Annotated in this window: 12 protein-coding genes and 1 pseudogene; 2 read left to right on the top strand and 11 right to left on the bottom strand. The window is 55.3% G+C overall.

Features of this window, described 5'->3' with window-relative positions:
- Positions 1-137: 137 nt before the first annotated feature.
- Complete coding sequence (locus tag AC2TCY_RS07600; RefSeq protein WP_480846578.1) at positions 138-1,694, bottom strand: trimethylamine methyltransferase family protein; 1,557 nt, start codon at positions 1,692-1,694, stop codon at positions 138-140.
- A 339-nt stretch (positions 1,695-2,033) separates the two neighbouring features.
- On the opposite strand from AC2TCY_RS07600, the gene AC2TCY_RS07595 reads away from it, so the two are divergent.
- A complete protein-coding gene (locus tag AC2TCY_RS07595; protein ID WP_480846577.1) occupies positions 2,034-4,424 on the top strand; it encodes a fatty acid cis/trans isomerase in 2,391 nt (796 codons plus the stop codon).
- 96 nt (positions 4,425-4,520) lie between these two features.
- On the opposite strand, the gene AC2TCY_RS07590 is transcribed toward AC2TCY_RS07595, so the two are convergent.
- From AC2TCY_RS07590 to AC2TCY_RS07545, 10 genes and pseudogenes are all read right to left on the bottom strand, one after another.
- Positions 4,521-4,928, bottom strand: a complete 408-nt coding sequence (locus tag AC2TCY_RS07590) for a universal stress protein (protein WP_480846575.1) — start codon at positions 4,926-4,928, stop codon at positions 4,521-4,523.
- A 123-nt stretch (positions 4,929-5,051) separates the two neighbouring features.
- Positions 5,052-6,566, bottom strand: a complete 1,515-nt coding sequence (locus AC2TCY_RS07585) for a malonate--CoA ligase (RefSeq protein WP_480846573.1) — start codon at positions 6,564-6,566, stop codon at positions 5,052-5,054.
- Positions 6,567-6,571: 5 nt separating this feature from the next.
- Positions 6,572-7,144 (bottom strand): annotated as a pseudogene (locus AC2TCY_RS07580) (malonyl-CoA decarboxylase domain-containing protein); the annotation flags it as partial.
- 4 nt (positions 7,145-7,148) lie between these two features.
- On the bottom strand, positions 7,149-8,717 hold the full coding sequence (locus AC2TCY_RS07575) for a trimethylamine methyltransferase family protein (protein WP_480846572.1): 1,569 nt from the start codon (positions 8,715-8,717) through the stop codon (positions 7,149-7,151).
- A 25-nt stretch (positions 8,718-8,742) separates the two neighbouring features.
- Positions 8,743-9,942: an aromatic ring-hydroxylating oxygenase subunit alpha gene (locus AC2TCY_RS07570; RefSeq protein ID WP_480846571.1), complete on the bottom strand. Its 1,200-nt coding sequence runs from the start codon at positions 9,940-9,942 to the stop codon at positions 8,743-8,745.
- A gap of 8 nt (positions 9,943-9,950) precedes the next feature.
- The gene (locus AC2TCY_RS07565; protein ID WP_480846569.1) at positions 9,951-12,017 is read right to left on the bottom strand and encodes an FAD-dependent oxidoreductase; all 2,067 of its coding nucleotides are present in this window, start codon (positions 12,015-12,017) and stop codon (positions 9,951-9,953) included.
- Between the two features lie 92 nt (positions 12,018-12,109).
- Entirely contained in the window at positions 12,110-13,165 is a 1,056-nt protein-coding gene (locus AC2TCY_RS07560) for an ABC transporter substrate-binding protein (RefSeq protein ID WP_480846568.1), read from the bottom strand.
- A gap of 18 nt (positions 13,166-13,183) precedes the next feature.
- Positions 13,184-14,284 (bottom strand): ABC transporter ATP-binding protein, encoded by a 1,101-nt coding sequence (locus AC2TCY_RS07555; RefSeq protein ID WP_480846566.1) that lies wholly within the window; start codon positions 14,282-14,284, stop codon positions 13,184-13,186.
- Between the two features lie 20 nt (positions 14,285-14,304).
- Positions 14,305-15,099 carry an ABC transporter permease gene (locus AC2TCY_RS07550; protein WP_480846564.1) on the bottom strand — a complete coding sequence of 265 codons (795 nt, stop codon included), beginning with the start codon at positions 15,097-15,099 and terminating at the stop codon, positions 14,305-14,307.
- Positions 15,096-15,959: an ABC transporter permease gene (locus tag AC2TCY_RS07545; RefSeq protein ID WP_480846563.1), complete on the bottom strand. Its 864-nt coding sequence runs from the start codon at positions 15,957-15,959 to the stop codon at positions 15,096-15,098. Before AC2TCY_RS07545 ends, AC2TCY_RS07550 begins: the two co-directional genes overlap by 4 nt.
- Positions 15,960-16,149: 190 nt before the next feature.
- On the opposite strand from AC2TCY_RS07545, the gene AC2TCY_RS07540 reads away from it, so the two are divergent.
- Positions 16,150-16,794, top strand: coding sequence for a TetR family transcriptional regulator C-terminal domain-containing protein (locus AC2TCY_RS07540; protein WP_480846562.1), 645 nt, complete (start codon positions 16,150-16,152; stop codon positions 16,792-16,794).
- Positions 16,795-16,800: the final 6 nt, after the last annotated feature.

Here is a 16,800-nt window from a genome sequence, read left to right as displayed (position 1 = left end):
GTCTCCTCCCCTTTTTTGTTTTTCTGCCAACCGGATGCCACCTCGTCCGTGAAACACCGGCCCGGCCAAGCCATCTAATGAACCTCACTGCGAAAAGAGCCCGCCCAAATTCTTGGGCAGGCAAGTTCGGGGAGGGATCAGTAGTTCTGGTTCAGCTCATCTGCCGCTGGGATTTCTCGCTCACGGCGAGCGATATAGTCCAGCAATGCTTCGTCTTTGGCTTCATCCAGTTTCGGCTCTTCATACTCGGCCAGTAGCTTGCGCGCGTGTTTCAGAGCACGTTCGGTGATCTCCACTTCGCCTTCGGCTACCCATTGCTCAATCGAGTTGTTGTCGAACAGTTCGGGCATAAAAAACGCTTCCTGGAAATTTTCCTGCGTGTGCGGATGACCCAGATAGTGACCACCCGGCCCGACATCAGGTACCGCCGAAAGGGCCTGATCGAAATCATGCCATTTCGGACCCTCGGCCATGCGGTAAGCCATCGCGCATTGCTCTGCATCAACAATGAATTTGGCGACCGAGCAATGCATACCGGCCTCGTTCCATCCCGCGCTGTGCCAAATATAGTTCGCTCCGGCATGGACCACTGCCTGTAATGTTGTGGCGGATTCGTACCCGGCTTGGGCGTCGAAGGTCTTGGCCCCGCCCAACGTGTTCGACGTCCGCCACGGTACACCGTAATGCCGCGCCATCTGACCGATCATGAAGTTCATCAGGCTAATCTCGGGCGTGCCCGCCATGGGCGCACCGGATTTCATCGACACGGTCGACAGATAGTGGCCGTAAATCGCAGGCGCACCCTTGCGGATGACCTGTGTGTAGGCCAGCGCCGACAGCGCCTCGGCGTTCAACTGCGCCACGGTTGCGGGTACCGATGCAGGCGTGTTTGCGCCGCCCAATACGAAGGGCGAGCACAGGACCGGCTGATTGCGACGACAAAAAGCACGCATCGCACCCAGCATGGTCTCATCCCAGACCAAAGGTGAGTTACCATTGCAATTGCCGGTGGTGACCGGATGGGTTTCCAGAAACTCCTCGCCGAACAGAATGGCGCACATGTCCAACACATCCTCGGCGTTCTTGGGCGAAGTCGTCATGCCCATAAACGTCTTGTCCGAGTATTTCATCGACGAATAGGTAATGCGCAGATGCCGCTGGCTGATCGGGTGATCATAGGGCTCGACTATGTGGTGCGCCGAACTGTGCAGCGCGGGCATCATATGCGCCAGCTTGTGGAACATCGCCAAATCGTCAAGCATCGGATTGCGGCGTACATCTTCCAGATCCCGCAGGAAGGGAGCGCCGGTCATCGGCACGAAAATCGAGTGCTTTCCGCCCAGACGGACATTCTTTTTCGAATCGCGGGCATGATAGGTGAAATCCGACGGGATCGTGGCAATCAATTCCCGCACAAGACCGCGATCCAGATACACAAGTTCACCGTCTACCTTGGCACCCGCCTTTTTCCAGTCCTCCAGCGCGATCGGGTCGCGAAACTGAACGCCGACATTCTCAAGAATATCCATCGAGGCACTGTCGATACATTCAACCTGGCTGCCATCCATCACCTCGCAATACGGAATATTGCGGGTAAGACCGGGCAACATGTCGAATTTAGGTGCCGTCCGGATCGCGCGACGGGCAGATCGACCACCGGCGCGGGTTCTGATTGCAGGGGCTGAACTATTCATTTTCAATGTCTCCTTCACCAAGCATTTTTCCCAAATTCAGGACGTGCCACATGCAGGAATGCGAAAAGCTGTTGCAGAAAGCGACTTCGCCAGAATAGCGGTCAGCGAATTGCCCGAAACCTATCCCAACGGTAGCGTATGGCCGTCTGCGCCGGTCGCCGGCACCCGCCACCCAAGCGCTTCCGGGTCGCCCCGGAATTGGCCATGGGCGCAAAGAATGAGGACAACTGCAAATGAGTGGTCTACAAAAAAGACTAAGCTACGCTCAAACGAGCCTAATGGCGCAGTTTCGCCCGGCTCCGATGCGTGTGCCCAGAGTTTGCTGGCCAGGGGTCATAGATGCTGAATGCTCGAACGTTTCGTGTTTTTGCGGTCTTAACGGGTTTCGCCGTTATGCTACTCGTTTCAGGCGAAACCTCGGCGCAGTCGAGTTCTGTTCCCGCTGAATCGAACGCGGCGGCGGCGATCACGTCACCGTCGGACGAGGGTTGGGCCAGCGTGAAAAGGATCTTGGATAATCGCTGCGTCGTCTGCCACAGTTGCTATGATGCGCCGTGCCAATTGAAACTGACATCGCCTGACGGCTTGTTGCGCGGCGGCAGCAAGGAAGCCATCTACCACACTGAACGATTGTCAGATGCACAGCCTACCAGACTTGGGATTGACGCTCATACAGTGCCCGAATGGAGGGGCCTTGGGTTTCATCCGGTTACCCAGTATTCCGCGATGCCTGCAGACACATCGACATTACTTGAAAAAACCCTCGTACTCGGCCGTGAAAATGGGCTGACAGCCGACGCACCAATCCCAAAAGAACTCGGGCTTGCGCTTGATCGACCGCTGGTCTGCCCTTCGCCGGACGAGTTCGACGCCTTTCGCACGAACCATCCGCTTGCGGGCATGCCCTATGCGACGGCTCCGCTTGATGACAAAGAGTATCAAGTGCTCATGTCCTGGTTGGGCAGCGGCGCATTACCGTCTTCGACGCCTTCCGAAATCCCAGACGAGATCAGGCAACAGATCAAAGAATGGGAGGCATTCCTGAACAGGCGGGATATGCGTAGCCAGCTGATGAGCCGGTACATCTACGAGCACCTGTTTCTCGCCCGAATTCACTTTCAAGAAGACTCCCCCAGACGGTTCTTTCAACTTGTACGTTCTTCAACGCCGCAAGGCGAAGAGATCGACATTATCGCGACGCGGCGCCCTTTTGATGACCCGGGAAGTATTCCGTTCTTCTACCGGCTGCAGCTGATTGACGAGACAATCGTGCACAAGGAGCATCTGGTCTATCAGTTTGGGCCGGATCGGATGGCGCGGTTTCAGGAGCTGTTTCTGGGACCCGAGTGGACGCTGGTAGACCTGCCATCCTACGGGGACGCGGATGGCGGTAGCCCCTTCAGCACCTTTGCCGAGATGCCTGCACGCAGCCGCTATCAATTTCTTTTAGACGACGCGCTGTTCTTCGTACGCAGCTTCATCCGTGGCCCGGTCTGCCATGGTCAGACCGCGGTCGACGTGATCGAAGATCGTTTCTGGGTCAGTTTTCTTGCTCCGGATGCTGATCTTTCGGTCACAGACCCAAGTTATCTGGAAGAAGGCGCCGCTTATCTTGAGCTGCCGGTCTCCCAGGTCGACCGGGGATTATTGGGTGATTTGCAAACGTTTTCGCACAAGAACCAGATTCTATACCTGAACTTTCGGGACGCGCGGTACCGGAGCAGTCCGGCGCACGAAACCGGATTTGGATATAGCGCGATTTGGGATGGAGACGGCACTAATCCAAACGCGCTGATCACTGTTTTTCGCCATTTCGACAATGCCTCTGCCATGACCGGATTTCACGGTGGCATTCCCGAAACCGCCTGGGTCATCGACTATCCGATATTCGAACGCATCTACTATGACCTGGTGGCGGGCTACGATGTCTTTGGCCGTGTCGAGCATCAGCTTGCGACACGGTTGTACATGGATGAACTGCGTATGGAGAGTGAGGATTCGTTCCTGACATTTATGCCGCGGGAAGTCCGGCAGGAGATGCACCAAAACTGGTACAAAGGCTTTCTTGCCGGCATTCATACCTACTGGCACCAGCGCCGCGTCGATGACAGTTTTCCCTCAGCCATCGACTTCGCAACGACCGCCCCAAAACGGGAGTTTTTACTCAACCTGCTGGAACGCGGGAATGAGCTATGGCCAATAGCCGACCCAATCAACAGATGTGCAACTGAAAGCTGCCCACAATCAAATGACGGTGACATTGAACCGATGCTGCGTAAACTTGCAGACCAGAGGGGAGATTGGGTGAAATTTCTGCCGGACCTGTCTGTTCTTATGATAAAAAAAGACGACGGCACCACCGAGGTCTTCTCACTTGCGCACGACAAGGCCCACAAGAATGTGGCCTTTCTGTTCGACGAAGCGGCACGCCGCGAGCCGCAATCAGATGTTCTAACCATCATTCCCGGACTGTTCGGGAGCTATCCAAATTTCTATTTCGTAATCCGGCAGAACCAACTGAGTGCATTCATTGGCGACTTGAAATCTATGCAGTCGCAAAAAGACTGGATGGGGGTTGTAGCGAAATATGGCGTGCGCAGAACAAGCCCCAAATTCTGGACCATCAGCGATCAAATCCACACGATCTTTTTCCAGACCTTTCCAATTCAGGCAGGGATTTTGGACCTCAACAGGTACAAGGACCCTAAATCAGACGACGAGCCGAACTGACCCAAAACGGGCATCAAATCCAGAAACATCCCATTGCGCGACCGTGAAACGTCGCCGCTGCATTCGCGCGTTATACCAAATGCCTACACCACCCACTTACCTGACGACATGAACAGCACAATGTGCGTGCCGCACGACGCGAGCAGCTGTAGACCCCAGCAGGCAGTCTTGAAGACCCGGCCGATGGCTCGCGATCACAATGCAATCGGCGTTGCGTGACACGGCAAAGTCCAGAATTCCCCGAGCCGTATGTCCCTCGACTATTTCGATCCGGGCGTTCGCCAATCCGTTCAACGAAGGAGCCAGTTTCTCCGAAACCACGGCTTTGGCGTGCTCCAGATGCCTCTCTGGCAACAGGTCACTGGTATATTGAGGCGGATGTTCGACAACGTGCAATAGCGTGATGTTCCCACCTGCCAGACAGAGCGCTTGGGTAACTTTAACTGCGCTTGCTGCATCGCGATCTGCATCAAAAGAAACCGGAACCAGGATGTTCTGGTACATATTTCGATCTCCTGAAAAAGAGAAAAATCAACGGCTTATAGATGTATCGACTGCATCTTCAGGCCGTTGAAGAGTAACCCACGGCATTGTTCGGGAGAGAGGCCGTGGGACGGGGAGTGTCATTTATGCAGTCACGAACCTGTCCTTAAACTGGTCGCGCAACACATTCTTTTGAACCTTGCCCATGGTGTTGCGAGGTAGCTCATCCAGCACGATGAGTTCGCGGGGATGCTTGAACCGCGCGAGGCTGTCGCGCACGGCGACCATAATAGCATCCAGATCGGGCGTCTGGCCCGCCTCGGAAACGATCACGCCCAGTACCGTTTCACCAAAATCAGAATGCGGCACTCCAACCACTGCGCTTTCCAGAACGCCCGGCTGGTCATCCAACACCAGTTCGATTTCTTTGGGATAGATGTTGTAGCCGCCAGAAATAATCAAATCCTTGTTGCGACCGACAATGTGGACGTAGCCATCGTCGTCAATCCGACCCAGATCGCCAGTGATGAAGAAGCCATTTTCGCGCAATTCGGCGGCGGTTTTCTCCGGCATCTGCCAATAGCCTTTGAACACGTTCGGACCGCGCACTTCGATCTCGCCGATCTCGCCTTGCGGCAAGGCGTTGCCGTCGGAATCGCAGACCTGCAGCTCGATCCCAGGTAGCGGAAAGCCCACCGTGCCTGCACGCCGTTCCCCGTCATAAGGGTTCGAGGTGTTCATGTTGGTTTCGGTCATGCCGTATCGTTCCAGAATACGGTGACCTGTACGACCTTCAAACTGCACGTGGGTTTCAGCCAGCAAGGGTGCAGACCCCGAAACAAACAGGCGCATATGGGCGACCAGTTCTCTTGTAAAACGCGTGTCATCCAGCAGTCGGGTATAGAATGTGGGCACACCCATCATCGCCGTCGCATGGGACATATGACTGATGACCTCATCCAAATCGAATTTGGGCATGAAAACGATGCAGCTGCCCGCGACCAAACTGACATTTGTAGCCACAAAAAGTCCGTGAGTATGAAAGATCGGCAGCGCGTGCAGCAGCACGTCGTCGGATGTGAAACGCCACTCTTCGACCAGCGTTTTCGCATTTGACAGCAGATTGTTCTGGGTCAGCATCGCCCCCTTTGAGCGCCCTGTGGTGCCGGAAGTATAAAGAAACGCTGCCAGATCATCACCATCGCGATCCACCGTGTCGTAGCTATTAGGCATGGCTGCGGCCCGGTCCATCAGGCTGCCGGACCCGTCGGCATTCAGGGTTTCCACCTTGGCGCCCAATTGCGCGCCCACCAAGGCCAGTTTCTCTTCGTTCTTGGCGTCACAGACGATCAGGGACGAGCCGCTGTTTTCGATGAAATAAGTTAGCTCCTCCACCGTATAAGCCGTGTTGAGTGGCAGAAACACCAGACCGGCCTGCGCACAAGCAGCATAGAGCGCCAGTGCCTCGGGTGATTTTTCCACCTGCGCGGCGACCCGGTCACCAGGCTTCAAACCCAACTGCGTGGCCACATGCGCAATCTGAGCGGCCGTGCTCAGGAAATCCTGATGGGTAATGATTGTCCTGTCGAGCAGGTGCAAAAAAGGTGTGGCTCTACCAGCATGGATACCGAACAAACCGTCATAGAGAGGATTGGCCATAAGGGTTACCTTTCTTGTGTCGTGGTAAGAGTTGCAGAAGCCGCAATGGATTTGATCTCGGGTGAGGAAATCACCTCACGTGTGGTGGCAAACTGTTCGTGGTTCTGACCGACACGGGCAAGATCATACAGATAGTTGACCATGGTGCCACCGAACTGCGCCCGGCCATTTTCAGATGTGTCTGCGTCGGCATGAACCGCATGAACCAGCGCGCCGTTACCCAAGTCAAACCGAGCCACTGGATCAAAGGGCATGTTGTCCCTACCCTTGGCGTTCAGCAGGTAATGCGCCGCCAGAGCCTTAACCTGATCAGGCTTTTCGATATCCCATTCATAGCCCTCCTGAGACAGCCACTTGGTCAGACCCGGAATGGGCGACAAGGTGACGAAAGTCTTCAGCCCCGACAGCTCGGCTGCCAGATCCGAGGCCACTTGTTTGATCAGCGAGTTGCCAAACGAAATGCTGGCCAGACCGGCCTGACAGTTGGAAATGGAATAGAATACCGCCGTATCAGCCTGTTCCGCTGGCATTGGGTCACGATCTTCGGCCAGCAATGCCTGTACCGAACCCGGAATGCCGCACTCACATTGGACGCATCGCTTCTGGTAGTAATTTGATCGGAAATCTGGAGCGAACTTCTTCGTCCAGCTTGCTGCCAAAATAGTTCGGGTAGTGGTTGGACAAAATGTCGTCCACGATTACACGGCTCCGTTCAAACATGTCCTGCCGTCCAGCCTTTTCCCAAGTGTCGGTCAACTCCCGATCCATGAGCGTCGGGTAGACATACTCCGTTTCCATGAATTGCAGCGTCTGCGCGTTGCCGAGGAAATGCCCGGGATCGATCGCGCAATCATGGATCACGTCAACCGACAGAGTCTCGTCGCTGACCTCGATACCGCGAAGCGTTCGAGAGATCATGCCAGCTGCTTCATTGTCGATGACCATCGATTCAAAACTACACCCCATCAGGCTTCCAACCATCCCACCGAATTCGCAGAGCCGATTGGCCCCGGCATGAGCGGCTAACGCGTAGGTAAGTGCCTTTTCCAACCCGTATTGCGCATCGGGGATTTTGGAATCCGTCATGCCGCACCCGACGCTGGTCGGCAGATTGTAGAAATTGCCCATCTGAATGGCGGCCGCTGAAATCAGTGCCTGTTCACCACTTCCGCCTGTAAACGACCCGGTGCGCAAATCGGTGATAAAGGGCCACGCGGCGAAGACGACGGGCGTGCCGGGATTGATCAGGTTTGCGATCGCTACACATGAAAGGGTCTCGGCCACCGCCTGTGCCAATGTTCCGGCCAACGGCGCAGGTGACGTCGCACCAGCCTGCGGTGGTACGGCGAGGTCGCAAACAAGCCCGAGCTTTGCAGTATCGATCAGGATTTCCAGGTTTTCCCGCCCGAACCTGAGCGGTGAAACAATAGGACAGCCGCCAAAGATGACAGACGGCTTTTCAAGGAACTTACCCTCGCCACCTGACGCGAGATCAAATATTTGGATCGCGTCCTGAATGTGCTCACGGGTTCGGAAAGTCAGGCAGGACGGTTTCTCACTGCCCGCCAGAATGGCGTAGAGCATGCTCATATCATGCTCATAATCCTGCGGTACATCCGTCGCCAGAACTGTATCTCCGGTCATATGAATGTTGTCGAGCCGGTCAACCAGACGGGTGAAATCGTAGATGTCCTTGAGCGTTGACGGCCTGTAGCTACGGGTTTGCGCGTCGAGTGTGGTTACAGCTGTACCGGAATTTGCGTAATACACCTTGTCCTTGGTGCAGTGCATATCATCCTTGCCTGCGCGCGATCCGCGCGCGTGCACATAGAACTCGCTGGCCGCTTTGGCCAACAGGTCCTCCATCAACGCCCGGGGAAAACAAAGCCTGCCATGTTCATTCAATATCGCCCCTTTGGGTAGCACGAGATCAAGGACCTCCTGCGTGGGGTCTCCGATGCCCGTGCGTTCCAGAATGCTAAGCGCGGCTTCGTGAATGCGTGCCATGTCCGCGTCAGATAGAGGCTTGTATCGTCCACCCGGAATACCTGGCCAGATTGCCTTCGAGGCCGCGTTGCTGGTCCGCACCGCTGCCCGCGCTTCACGTCCGCCCCCGCGCCGCCTTGTTCTGCGCTGAGTTAACTCTGTCATGTTCGTTCTCCGAATTTTCAGCGTGTCAGATCATGCTGAAGTAATTGCGATAGAAGCCAGGAAGGCTCCACTCCATTTCAGACAGCGGTCCCGGTACGAAACGATGGGAATTCACGCCTTCCTGATTGTGCCGGATGATCCTCTCGTCATCGAGCGATGTGACATGCCAGAGCCACGTCAGGGCATCCTTGTCATAGTCGCGCCCCTCTTCAGCATCCCCGCGCACATACCAGACGATCTGAATATCCGTCTCCTGCAAATCTCGCGGTACAAACCGGTATCCGACCATATGATCAGCGTAGACGAGGAAGTAGTTCAGCGTACCGATCCCCAGATCCGTGGCCCCACCATCATGATCGCTCAACTCACCGAGAGGCGCCGCCAGAGGAGAGCCATCCCGGCTGCCAGTCATATAACCAGGGAACAGCGGGTAACGCCGCCAGTAGACATCGGCACCGGGCGCAACAGCGTTGTCACCGGTCAGATCCAGTTCTTCCAGCGGAAGGCCAACTGCCTCCATCCGTTCGTGCAGTGCCCCGCTGAACTCCAGAACCTGCGCAGGATCTTTCAGGGAATGGCTGCGCGAATAATCCTGATGGGACGGTGCGCAGTGATAGCATTCCAAATAGTTTTCCAGCGCCAGTTTCCAGTTCGCCGGAACAGGATACGACGCCTCATGTGCAACCCTCAGGTTTTCAAACTCGAACGGCTTTGACAGCGGCGCTAGTTTGTTCAGCGCCACGTCGAGCGGTGGAGCGTCTTCCGAAACGCAAATGAATATCAGGCCCTGAAAGATCTTAACCTGAACCGGGAACAGGCCGTATTCACCGGGGTCAAAATCCGCACCCATGGACCGCCCGTTTCGAAGCTTGCCGTTCAGGTCAAAGGTCCAGGCGTGATAGGGGCAGATGAAGGTTCGCGCCTTGCCTTTCCGTTCAAGGCAAACACGAGATCCCCGGTGGCGGCAAACGTTCAAATGTGCACGAACTTCGCCTTCGCGATCACGCACGACAATCACAGACTCAGGGCCATAATCGAACAGGAAATAGTCGCCCGGTTCAGCGATTTGGCTTTCATGTCCGACCCAGATCCAGTTCCGGTTCCAGAACTTACGAATATCATTCTCATAAACTGCCTGAGACGTATAGAAATGGCGTGGCAACGCGAACCCTTCACGCTGCGCTTCCATCAAGTCGCGCATCACTTGCAAGTCATCTTTGGGCACGGCGCACCTCATACAGTTTCAAGGGAAATGAGTTCCCGACGGAACAATTCGCGGTCGATTTCGACTGCATCACGTTCGAAATTCCGAGCGGCCATGTGACCAGAATAAACCGCGTCAGCGATCAAGCCGGGGTTTGCAGCATCGCCGATTAACTCCAGTTTCGTCAGCGGACTTTCGGTCAGGCCACGAAGCTCATCATAGAGTGCGGTCTCTCGCATTCGTTGCGTCACCAATAGTACCGAGGCGCACTCAATGACTTGAGTTTGGCTCGTGTACGCGCACTGCACCTTCGCTCGGCCGGATCCTGCGCTGGCCAAGGTGTGAGACAGGATCAATCGAACGCCTTTTTCCAGAAGGCTGCGCTGTACTCGGGTTTGTTCCAGGGTCAGTTCAGTGAACGGTGAAACCATGGAAGCAGGCGTCACAAACAGGACTTCCCGACCGGCCTGGGCCAAGTGATCTGCCAGAACTCCGCCAAGGTAAGCCTGGTCATCATCGTAAACCATGACCGGACCACCTTCGGGTAATGAACCCGACATAATGTCGTCCGGAGTCAAAACTTTTGTGCCCTCTTCCAACGTGATGCCACCAAAGGCAGACTTTCCGCGACCGTCCCGCCTCCATCTGGCGCCGGTTGCCAGAAAGACATTTGGCACACCCAACTCAACAACTTCGTTGGCCGACAGTCTGCTATCGGTAAACAGCTGAACGTTGCCACGCTGTTGCAGGTCATAGATTCTATGATCGGCAACCCGCTTCCAGGCAGATAACCCCGTCAGACCGGATTCCTGAGCAACGCGCCCGCCCAGATCAGGGCCAGCTTCGGCAAGTGTCACTTCGTATCCCCGACGTGCCAATTGCATGGCACATTCCAAACCAGCGGGCCCGCCGCCGACAACAAGGGCAGAGTCTTCTTTCTTGCGGCTTTCGATGATCTCGGGGTGCCAGCCACGACGCCATTCCTCGCCCATCGTCGGGTTCTGCGTGCACCGAATTGGAATACCCAAAGAGTCGGATGAGACGCAGATGTTACAGCCGATACACTCTCGAATTTCCTCGATGCGACCGTCTTTGATTTTGTTAGGCAAAAACGGGTCCGCAATCGATGGTCTGGCCGCGCCGATAAAATCAAGCACACCCTTTCTGACCAGAGAGACCATCAAATCCGGTGAAGTAAAACGTCCCACGCCCACTACTGGCTTGGTGGTGACCTGTTTGACGAACTCTATATACGCGGTCTGGAACCCGTCGCGCGGTTCAAAGCGGGTCGTTGCCGAGTCGTTGCTCCAATCGGCAACGTTTACGTCCCAAAGATCAGGAATTTCCGCCAGCAATTCGACAACTGCGCGGCCTTCCTCCTGTGCCTGCATCCCGTCCGAACCCAACATTTCATCAACCGCGAACCGCAGGGCCACGGCGCAATCGTCTCCGACTTCTTCTTTGGTTTCTTCCAAAAGCTCCCGGGTAAGCCGCACCCGGTTCTCCAACGAGCCGCCATATTCATCGGTTCGGTCATTGAACTGAGGCAACAGAAAATGATGCGATAACGTCATGTGATGCCCGGCATAGACATACACAATGTCAAAGCCAGCCTCGCGTGAGCGCCGCGCGGCGGCGCGGTGCCACTTGCGGAACTCGCGAATATCCGTCTTGTCCATCGCTCTGGCCTGCTTTGGGTATGCAGTTTGCAGGGCCAGTTCCGAAGGGGCCAACAATGGCGCGCGGCTTAGGTGGTTTTGGGCATGATGGCCATTGTGCGCCAACTCTATGGCTGCCAGCGATCCTTTTGCATGAACCGCCTCTGTCATCAGGCGCAGTGCCGGAATGTCCCGCTCGTCCCAGAGCCGGTTCTCGGCAAAGGGGGATAAGTCGGAAGTGGGATGAATCTCGGTTTCTTGATTTGATACGACGGCCCAACCGCCCTCGGCTTTTATCGCCCGCATCGCGGCTTCGGCCTGAGGCCGCAAATGCCCCATGCCGTTACAGTGCGGCACCTGATAGAACCGGTTTCGGGCCGTAACAGGCCCAATTTTCACAGGTTCGAAGAGAACAGAGTATCCGTCAGCGCCTGACATTGCCGCGCATCCTCCAGAAAAATTGGAATTGGTCGTTGGGAACGAGAGGGCTATTTCAACCCACGCATTCCCGCCTTTTTTGATTGATGTACTTAGAAGCCCGCCTTGATGCGCTCGAACTCCTTCAGCATCTTGGCTTCAAGCTCGGGGTTCACCGCATCGAAGAACAAGCTGCCGTCAAAGAAGCTGTCCACATCCGCAAAGCCATAAGTTTCGATCAGCTCTGGATCTGCCTGTGCGAACGCATCCTCGTTGGCATGGGCGTAACCCCAGCTTTCGATGATGTATTTGCCACTTGCGGCTGAACTCAGTGCATTCAGCATGTCGTAGACCTGCTCATCCGACTGCTTGGCAGATTTCAGATGCACGTACCCACAAACCCATGTGGCAATTCCCTTGTCCACGTCCCGCATCATGACCGCTGGCGTTTCGTTCCAGATCAGGTTCAGTTCGGACTGGTTCCAGCCCCAGCCCAGTGTCACCTCACCGCTGGCGATTGCCTGGTCGAGCTGACCGGCGTCCGACCAGTAGAAGCGCACATTTGGATGGATCGCGCGCAGGTAATCAGCGGCCTTCTGGAATTCTTCGTCGCTCATATCCGTATAGCTGGAAGCCCCGGTTGCCAGAGCGGCCATCGCAAACGCGCTGGATGCGGCATCCGGAACTGCAACTTTGCCCTGATGTGCTGGATCCGCCAGCATTTGCAACGAGACATCATCTGCCGAGATCATGTCGGTTCGATAAATCAGGCCGGTGTTGCCCCACTCAAATGGCACCATATAGGTCTGGCCATCAATCGTGATGCCATCGACCTCTTTGATCTTGGGCATCAGCTTGTCCCAATTCTCCAGCTTGCTGGTGTCGATCGGCTTGATCAGATCCGCCGCAACCCATTTTCTCAGGGCGTCGGTGCAGGGATGAGCCAGATCCGCTTCGAAACCGGACTGCAGCTTGGTAAACGCCTCTTCCACGCTGCCGAAATAGGTATAGCTGGGCGGACCGCCGTGTTTTTCGACGTAATCGCCGTAAAACCCTTGATCCTCGTAACCAGACCAGTCGAAAACAGTCAGGTCGGCCGCATTCGCAAGCGCATGGCTTGCCGTAAAGGTGGCGATCACTGCCGCCATAAATGGTGTTGCTTTATTCATTTCTTTCCTCCCACAAATTCATGATTCACGTTTACCCAGATCAATCACCGAGGCGTTCTGAACGCCCAGCCAGACGGTGTCGCCGCGGCTGTGATCGACCGTGTGAAAGTAGTTTGGGACGGCGACCGAGATACTGTCCGCCAGACCGTCTATGCGGACATAGTAGTGGACGCTCTCACCATAAAAGGCGACGTCCGACACCTGACCCTGGACATAGGCGTCGTACCCATCCGGCTTCTCCGCCGCGATTTCCAACTGTTCGGGTCGAATTCCGACCAGCAGTTTTTTGTCATGTACCGGAACGTTGGGATTCACCCCAATCGACAGTTTCCCGAACCCCTGAACATCAACGTCAATTGTGTCGGGATTGTCGGATATGACTTCGGCATTCAGGAAGTTCATTCCGCCGATAAAGGATGCAACCTCGCGGTTACAGGGCTGGGAATACAGAACCTCGGGCTTGTCGACCTGCTTTAGCTGACCGGCAAACATCACACCAATGCGGTCTGACATAGTCATCGCCTCATATTGGTCGTGCGTAACCATGACGAAGGTAATACCAAGTTTTTGTTGAAGACGGCGCATTTCCAACTGCATCGCTTCGCGCAGGTTCTTGTCGAGAGCGGACAGGGGTTCATCCAATAACAGCACCTTCGGACGCATGACGAGCGCGCGGGCCAGAGCCACGCGCTGCCGCTGCCCGCCCGACAGCTCATTGGCCTTGCGATCCTGTAATCCGCTGAGTTCCACCATATCCAGAGCTTCAGCAATGCGTTCCTTGATCTCTTTCTGCGACAGCTTGGTCTTCCGCAGACCAAACCCGACGTTGTCGCCAACATTCAGATGCGGAAAGATCGCGTAGCTTTGAAATACCATGTTGGTGGGGCGCTTGTTTGCCGGCACATCGCCCATCGTGCGCCCGTCAATCCGGATTTCACCCTCTTCGTGATCCTGGAAACCCGCGATGATGCGCAAGGCCGTTGTCTTTCCACAACCGGACGGCCCGAGCAGCGAAAAGAACTCACCCTCTTTCAAGCTGAGGTTCAGGTCGGACACAGCTACGAAGGTCCCAAAGCGTTTTTCCACGCCCTGAATTTCGATGATGTTCTGTTCGCTCATCTTTTTCGTTTCCTTTGGCTTCAATCCGAGGATTGGGTGGAACGGCGGCGGAAATACTCGGCAATCAGCAGCAGCAGGACGGAGGACAGCAAAAGCAGTGACCCCAGCGCGAGCGTGTTGGGCAGTTTTGCCGGGAAGCGGATCTGGCTCCAGATATAGACAGGCAGCGTTGGGCTGTTGCCGGACAGGAAGAAGGCCAGAACAAATTCGTCGAAGGACACGGTGAACGTGACCAGAAGGCTGGCGACGATCCCAGGTGCCACAATAGGCAGAGTGACACGCCGGAATGTCCCGATGACGCTTTCGCCCAGATCAAATGCCGCTTCCTCCAGCGATTGGTCGAAATCGTCAAAAGCGGATTTCATGATCGAGACGGAAAAGGGCAGCGCCACGAACACATGGCCAAGGATCACGGTTGTCAGCGAGGGCTTCAGCCCGATGCTGATAAACAAAACCAGCATTGAACTGGCGACGATGATACCTGGAATGACCAGCGGGAGCATGACCAGCCCTTCGGACACCTCGCGCCCTTTGAACCGATAGCGAACGTAGGCGCGTGCGGCGAACAGGCCCAGCGAGGTTGCCATTAAGGCCGTGACGCTGCCAACGATCAGAGAGTTCACCATTGCCTGCAGCAACGTATCCTGCTGACCGAGTTGTGCGTACCATTTCAGCGTGAACCCCTTTAGCGGAAAGGCCACGATAGTTCCGTCGTTGAACGAAAACAGCGGCAGCAGCAAAACCGGCAAGTAGAGAAACACCAGATAGGCGACCGCGTAGACCAGCAACCAGGGGATCCGAATGGCCTTTGTCATCTGATCCTCCGGCCCAGTGCAGTCACAACAACCACGAACAAAATCGCGACACATCCCACCCAAAGCATGGCCAGCAGAGACAAGGTTGCGCCCAAAGGCCAATTATTGGCAGCACCAAACTGTACCTGGATCAGGTTGGCGACCATCTTGCCCTGAGAGCCGCCGACCAATGCTGGCGTGACATAGTCGCCAACGGTCGGGATAAAGATAATCAGGCTGGCAGCGATGATGCCCGGTACGGTCAATGGCAGGGTTACGCGAATAAACCGCTCAAGCTTACTGCAGCCGAGATCGGTCGCTGCCTCAAGCAGGCTTCGGTCGATCTTTTGCAAGGACACGTAGATCGGCAGGATCGCAAACGGTGCCCAAGCGTGCGCAAGCGTCAACACAACGGCGAATTCGTTGTAGAGCAGAAAGGTCAGCGGCTCCTGAATCATCCCCATCGAAATCAGGGCTGAGTTCATCACTCCGTTGAACCCTAAAATCAGCTTCCAGCTAAAGACTCGCAGCAGGTAGCTGCTCCAGAATGGAATGGTAATCAGTAACAGCCACAGCGTCTTCTTCTGCGTCCGAAACGCGATGAAATAGGCAATCGGATACGCAAGACACACCGTGGCCATAGTCACCGCACCCGCAATCGCAACTGATCGGATCATCAGGTGGCGAACCAGGGGGTCCGTAAACGCCTCCTGATAGTTCGCCCAGGTCAGTGTGCGGTCGACCTCGACATATGTCTGGGTCCAGAAACTGTAGGCGACCAGAATGCAAAGCGGCACGGCAACTAGCAGGCCGACATACAGCGTCGCAGGCGCACTCAGCGCCAGGCCTTTGCCCGTTTCACTTCTTAAGACTCCGGCCATGCTTCCCTGCTGAACTTTGCTTTCGGTGGCGTGGCGACCGCCATCACAAAATGGACAATCGTCCATTTAAATCTGGAATTTTATGGCAAGCTGTGTCAACTGATATTTTCAGAGGCGGAGCTGGCCAATTCGTCAAAACCCGCCAGAACGCAAGTTAAACGACTGAAAACAAATAGAACTGCTGGTTGAAATGACAGGAAAACGCCAACAAATACGAGAGCGAAACCGCTTGTCTCTTATCGAAGCGGTACTCGATTCAGTTGCTGAAAAAGGGATTTCGGAAACTTCGGTTAGCGAGATCATTCAGCGAGCAGAGTTATCCCGGGGGATGATTCACCTTCATTTTGGCGGCAAAGATAACCTTGTCGACGAGGCTGCCCGGTACTCGTCTGAGCAGTACTACAATGGCATTTACGATTTGCTGGAAACGACCGGACAAACTGGTCAAGAGCATATCGAAATGATCGTGCGGGGCGATCTGGGTGAAGACATTCTCAATAAGAAAAGCGTGTCGATCTGGTACGCATTCCGCGGAGAAGCCCGGAACAGGGCGACAATTGCAGCATTTTCAGACACGCGTGACGCAAAACTGCGGAATATGGTCTACAACGCCTTCGCGCGCATTGCGAAGGAAGCTGAAATCGACCAACCATCGCAGGTCGCCCGTGACGCTACCCATGGCACCTTGGCAATGTTGGAAGGAATGTGGACTGACTACCTGCTCCACCCGGATTCATTTGACCGTGCCGAAGCCATAAAAATTGTATTTCGCTTTTTGAGCGCAATGTTCCCTAAGCACTTCGACACCAAAGGAGCGTTATCACGCCTTCCGTAAAGATTT

Source organism: Ruegeria sp. HKCCD7181 (genome assembly GCF_057221055.1).
This window is presented reverse-complemented; position numbering and strand designations above follow the sequence as displayed.